At 48.3% G+C, this 3,916-nt stretch carries 3 protein-coding genes; all 3 read left to right on the top strand.

What is annotated here, in order from left to right:
* The first annotated feature begins 177 nt into the window (after window positions 1–177).
* The 3 genes from OP496_RS16770 (at window position 178) to OP496_RS16760 (ending at window position 3,540) form a co-directional block, all read left to right on the top strand.
* Window positions 178–1,560, top strand: a complete 1,383-nt coding sequence (locus OP496_RS16770; protein ID WP_280564940.1) for an undecaprenyl-phosphate glucose phosphotransferase — start codon at window positions 178–180, stop codon at window positions 1,558–1,560.
* Window positions 1,550–2,782 (top strand): O-antigen ligase, encoded by a 1,233-nt coding sequence (locus OP496_RS16765; protein WP_280564942.1) that lies wholly within the window; start codon window positions 1,550–1,552, stop codon window positions 2,780–2,782. The genes OP496_RS16770 and OP496_RS16765 overlap by 11 nt, the downstream gene beginning before the upstream one ends.
* Before the next feature lie 578 nt (window positions 2,783–3,360).
* Entirely contained in the window at window positions 3,361–3,540 is a 180-nt protein-coding gene (locus OP496_RS16760; RefSeq protein ID WP_280564939.1) for a hypothetical protein, read from the top strand.
* The last annotated feature ends 376 nt before the right edge of the window (window positions 3,541–3,916 follow it).

Genomic DNA, 3,916 nt, shown 5'->3' with positions numbered 1-3,916 from the left:
GCTCAAGCAGACGCTGCGCATGCCGGTGGTCATCGATGGGCGCAATCTATTCGACCCGCAGGCGGTCAAGCGCGCGGGCTTGATGTACTTCGCCGTGGGCCGGGGGGATTCGGTGAAAGGATAAGTCGCGGATAATTATCCGCTTTTGATGGATGTTTAAATAAGTGGCTAAAGCCTATGTCTCGCATTGACAGAGGTCTCGGTGAGCGCTATCCAGCTCAGCTAGTTGCACCTCTTTTAGATTTTATTGTAGTAGTGTTTAGTGGGGTTATGGCTTACAAAGCTCGTTTTGGAAGCTTTGAAGTCCATGAAAGATATGTGCTGGCAGTTGTTATAATTGCATTGTTAGTTATTCTGCTAAATAGTGCGGCGGGGCTGTACCGCCAATGGCGCATCACGCCAATTGCGCTTATGCTGGCGCGATTGCTTTTTGCTTGGATTTTTGTCGGGTTTATAGCTACATCTATTATTTACTTGTCAGATGCTTCTTTGCGGTACTCACGTTTATGGGTTGGGGGGACGCTGCTTAGCTCCTTTATACTAGCTAGCCTTTTCCGCATTTTTGTACAGGTTTCCCTCAGGCGAGCGCGTGTGCGTGGTCGAGCGAGACGACCTGTTTTTTTAATTGGCCCGGGCCAACAGTTGCTACGAGTTGCAAAAGGAATGAGAGCTTCTCCAGGAGAGGGGTACTCAATCGCAGGTTATGAACGGCTGTATCAACTACCGGATGCAACAACCCTGAAGCGTATCGTTCGTCGTATATCCGCAACACAGGCTCGTGAAGTATGGATCTCTGTTCCTTTGGAAATGGGGGGTGCCGTTCGCGAAATTTTCTATGCGCTACGTAATCATACGGCGGAGGTGCGTTTTTTGCCAGACTTCCCGGATATGCAGTTGCTTAATCATCGTATGAGTGAAGTGGCGGGGCACCTTTCAGTGGATTTGAGTGTCACTCCAATGAGTGGTATGGCCCGCATTATAAAGCGCCTAGAAGATCTTTTTTTAGGTGTCTTTATAACTATTCTTATTCTGCCATTTTGTTTTTTTATATTTATTGCTATAAAGCTTACCTCTCCAGGTCCTATACTTTTTAAACAGTATCGGACAGGAAGTAATGGAAAGAAGTTTAAGGTGTATAAATTTCGGTCGATGCACCTGCACAAAGAAGACGAAGGAAAAGTCACCCAAGCTTCAAAAGCTGACCCAAGGGTGACACGTCTTGGGTCATTTTTACGTCGCACATCATTGGACGAGCTCCCTCAATTTTATAATGTTTTACAGGGAAGAATGTCTATTGTGGGACCACGCCCACATGCTTTGGCTCATAACGAGCACTACAAAGAGTTGGTAGAATCCTATATGCGTCGCCACAAGGTGAAGCCTGGAATAACTGGCTGGGCACAGGTCAATGGTCTTCGAGGCGAAACGGATACCTTGGAAAAAATGGAGAAGCGCGTTCAGTATGACCTTTGGTATATCGATAACTGGTCTTTGTGGCTTGATTTGAAGATAATATCTTTGACTTTGTTTAAAGGGTTTTTTGGAAAAAATGCTTACTAGTTTTTTGTTCTTTTATAGTAGTGCTTCGGTCTTTTTGTTTGGCGCCCTGTCTTTGGTGGTTCCGTCTGGTTATTCAGTTGGCGCAGCCTTACTTCTACTAGGAGGTTTTTTTTCTCTTTCAGGGTTTAAAAAAATAGGTTTTGATAAATCTGATCTTTATATTGTCGGTGTTTTGCTTTTTTACTTTTGTGTCAATGCCATTGAGGTATGGTGGGATACACAAGGTTCTAGCGGTTTGGATAAGCCAAGTCGTTTCTTATTTGCTGTTATCGCACTGGCTTTTCTCTTGCGTTACCCGCCAAAAGCCATTTTTTTATGGCTAGGGGTTTGCGCTGGCGCGTTGTTATCCGGTAGCTGGGCTGTATGGCAAAAGCTCATTGATGGAGCATATCGGGCTGAAGGATACACACATGTCATTCAGTTCGGTAATCTTAATATGCTTTTAGGCATCCTTTGCCTAGCGGGGTTAGGATGGGCTTATGCGCAGCCGCGTCGCTATTGGTGGGTGGCTTTATTGGGCGCTGGCGCGGTGATGGGCATGCTAGGTTCATTAGCTTCTGGGAGCAGAGGTGGGTGGGTCGGGCTGCCCTTCGTATTTTTAGTTCTTTACCGTGCTTATGCCTACCACTGGAGTAAACGTTGGTTGCTAGGGATGTTTGTTTTGGGAGTGTTGTCAGCCGGGATAGTGTGTTCGGTTCCACAGTTAGGCGTGCAAGGTCGGGTTGATAAAGCATTAAGTGATATCGAGCGTTTTGTTGAGAATGATGATGTGCAAACGTCTCTTGGTGCCCGTTTTGCCATGTGGGAGGCTGCAATAGAGTTGATACCTAAAAAACCTGTATTTGGCTGGGGTGATAATGGATATGCAAGAGCGAGAGATGCTCTTGTTGAAGAAGGAAAAGCTGCTTCGATAATTAAGGGGTATGGCCATGTACATAATGAGTATCTAGATGCATGGGTAAAAAATGGTTTGATTGGGCTCGTGGCATTACTAGCGATGTATTTAGTGCCAATGCGTTTGTTTTCTCGCTATATGCATGATCATGATTTGGCTGTTCGGTCTTTGTCAGTGGCCGGGGTGCTTTTACCGGTTGCTTACATGGATTATGGGGTGTCACAAGTTTTTTTGATCCATAATAGCGGTGTTATGATGTACGCGTTTTTTGTTGTTATTCTCTGGGCTACGCTAAAAAATGAAGGCAAGCTTATGCAGCGTATTTAAAAATTCCCTTCAACTGCCTTCTTTATTCTTATCTTGATGGTATGTTTGTAGTTTTCTTGCTGGCGTTTTGTAGTTAAGATTGTTGCGCTCGAATGGCTCCTTATCAGTGCAATAATATGATTCCTAACTTGCCTGGCTACGGCCCGAGCCGACGACTCTGCCTTTGCGCCCTTGAAAGATCCGCATGTATAGGCCCGCGCCAAGCCAAGCTAGAAATTTGGGCGGTGGCGAGCTAGAACTTTTGCTCGGCGTGCCGTGAAATGACAGCTTGTGAAGGGAATGCTACATAGCGACCCATGCCAGTTGATTTGCGGCCCGAGTGGAGGGGGTATCCGCATTGGCTAGGCCCCACGTCCTCGGCCTTCATCTGGATGGTGAGTGAGACCTGCGACGCGCAATCGGCGCTAGGGCACCTGCGGGTCATTGCGGGTTTCGCTGCTCCCCTCGGTATGACTCACCCAATCCGGCGCCTTCGGCAAGTCACAGACCCGCCTGAAAGCTGGTAAGTCATCATAAAAGGCATCCTGCTGTATAGCGAGGCCCGCATCCTAACCTTACTCTGCGACTACCTGTGCTTCATGGGTAACATGGCCGAGCGCGGCTTCGACTCCACTCGTGGCAAGAATATGCTGGGTTTTGCCGTCAATCGCGAAGGCGTGCTGGTCAAAAGCAACCGTGGCCTACATGGCCTGGCCATAGCGCAATACCTGGGTCTGCCGAGTGTGCCCGTGACGGTCGAGGCCGAGCACTGGAAGTGATGGCAGCGTGCGACCCAGTGGACGCGGCAAGGATGGCCTGGGGCTTGTAATATTGCTGGCGCTTTACTTGGTGTCGTTAGAGTTGTCCGAGCGGGAGCTAAGGGCGCCGGGTATGTCATTGCTGGCGCTGGCCAGGCGGGCACCTGGCTGCCTGTTGCCTATCAGTTTCGGGTAATGTGATCATCATGGGGATGATAGTGGGTCCAAAGTGTATGCGTTCTGGTTGGTGGTGTTGGAGGAGGCAGGCGAGGGGGAAACCTCTGCTAATGACCTGAAGGAGACGTGTCTTGTTTTGGGGGTTGTGAGACGTTAGTCCTACGCACCGTGCGCTTAAATTGATACCATGCTAACTATTGAGACGCATGATGCATATAAC

This window comes from Chromohalobacter sp. 48-RD10, assembly GCF_029889785.1.
Taxonomy (GTDB): Bacteria; Pseudomonadota; Gammaproteobacteria; order Pseudomonadales; family Halomonadaceae; genus Chromohalobacter.
The sequence above is the reverse complement of the archived record's forward strand: the minus strand, read 5'-3'. Positions and strand labels throughout refer to the sequence as shown.

Coding starts and splice junctions, on each gene's coding strand:
- OP496_RS16770 (WP_280564940.1), top strand. CDS start 178: ATGTCTCGCATTGACAGAGGTCTCGGTGAGCGCTATCCAGCTCAGCTA.
- OP496_RS16765 (WP_280564942.1), top strand. CDS start 1,550: ATGCTTACTAGTTTTTTGTTCTTTTATAGTAGTGCTTCGGTCTTTTTG.
- OP496_RS16760 (WP_280564939.1), top strand. CDS start 3,361: ATGGGTAACATGGCCGAGCGCGGCTTCGACTCCACTCGTGGCAAGAAT.